This window comes from Streptomyces kebangsaanensis, from assembly GCF_001906585.1.
Lineage (GTDB): Bacteria > Actinomycetota > Actinomycetes > Streptomycetales > Streptomycetaceae > Streptomyces > Streptomyces kebangsaanensis.
The window spans coordinates 260574-262113 of sequence record NZ_JUJA01000163.1 but is presented as its reverse complement, the minus strand read 5'-3'; the positions used below and the strand labels follow the sequence as shown (position 1 = coordinate 262113).

The 1540-nt window shown below is 75.2% G+C and carries 1 protein-coding gene and 1 pseudogene; both read right to left on the bottom strand.

Annotation, left to right across the window (positions count from 1 at the left end; translation table 11 throughout):
* Positions 1 to 1057 (bottom strand): MAB_1171c family putative transporter (locus tag RH94_RS32880; protein ID WP_234426189.1); only part of this gene is annotated, 1057 nt, incomplete at its 3' end.
* Positions 1058 to 1163: 106 nt separating this feature from the next.
* A pseudogene (locus RH94_RS45235) lies at positions 1164 to 1540 on the bottom strand (MAB_1171c family putative transporter); the annotation flags it as partial.

Sequence of the window (1540 nt, the reverse complement as noted above, 5' to 3'; positions counted from 1 at the left end):
GGTAGCCGCTCGGCGCCGCGAGCGGCTCCTCGCGGGCGGCGGCGCGGCGCGCGGCGTCGGCGAGCATGGCCGCCTCCGCGGCGATCCGGGCCTCGTGCGCGGTGCGGCCTGCGCGCCGGGCGGCGGCCAGCGCGCGTTCGCGGACGCGGTCGTCGAAGTACGGGGCGAGGCCCAGCAGCGCGTCGTGGATGGACACCTCGCGCCACTGCAGGCGTGCCTGGGGCAGGTGCCACCAACAGCTCGGCGGCTTGGGCGCGGTGGACCCGAACCGGACCCGCGTCCACAGCGGGCCCAGCCGCCGGTAGTCCCGCAGGCTGCGCACCTGCGCCAGCGCCGCCGGGAGCAGCCTGGGCAGCACGAAGCCGGCGGAGCACAGCAGCGCGCCGAGCGAGGCCATCGGCGGCGCCACCTTCGTGGACAGCACGTCCAGGTCGTGTCCCGTCCAACGTGCCACGACAGCCGTGTACTTGGTCAGCTGGAAGCCCACCACGTCCAGCAGCGACCCGGCCAGGATCAGCCGCAGCCCGGCCCGCAGCAGCCCGGTGACCTCACGGCTCCACTTGACGCACAGCACGCACAACGCCAGCGTCGCCGCGCTGTGCCCGACCAGGTAGAGCAGGATCATCTCGCGCAGATACGGCGTGTTGGCGTAGTACGTGTCCAGGTCGGTGAGCCGCTCGGTACGGGCGTCGCCCAGCGCGAACAGCCCGACGATCGCGACGACCAGCGGCCCGTACGCGGCGATGCTGCGCAGCACCAGCCGCCGCACCCGCTCCGGGGGCCCGCCCCTCCAGTGGATCAGCAGGATCAGCAGCGAGCAGCTGTACGCGGACAGCATCCCGTACGTCAGCGGCGCCCCGAAGTTGGGAATCCCGGTGAGCCGGTTCACCGTCGCCAGCGTCAACGGCGCCGAGCACACGAACACCAGCGAGCCGAGCACGATCGCCGCGCACGTGGACACGGTCAGCGGATCCCGCACGGCGGTACGCGGCCTGCGCAGCAGCACGACGGCCGACATTCCGAAGATCCCGGCCGCCAGATACACGACGAGGCTCACCCGGACCACCCCCGCCGGCACCCTCGGGCGGTGGATCTCGACGTGGCGGGGCGCGGGGGCGTTCCGCCCGGTCCGCGCCGCGGCAGACCTGCTGCCGGTGAACCGTTCATGCTGTGCCCGTGGGGGTCGGGTCGGTCGGGACGTGGCGGGGTGGGGCGGGCAGGGGCGCGGTGAGGGCGTCGGCGATGCGGAGGAGGGCGGAGGGGTCCGGGGCCCGGGCGGTCAGCCGGGCGGGGGCGCCGGACGGCGGGGCGGCGGAGTCGTCGCGTACCGCCGCGCCGATGACCGCCGCCCACGCGGCGGCCTCGGCGCGCTCCTTGTCGCCGGTCGCCTCCAGCACCGCCTCGTGGGTCCGCTCGTACAGGGCGCGGTCGAAGGACGCGTCCAGGTAGCTGAGCGCGTTGTGGATGCTGGTCTGCCGCCACATCAGCCGCGTGGTGGGGGACGCCCAGCGCGGCCGGGGCAGCCGCAGGCAGCGGCGGG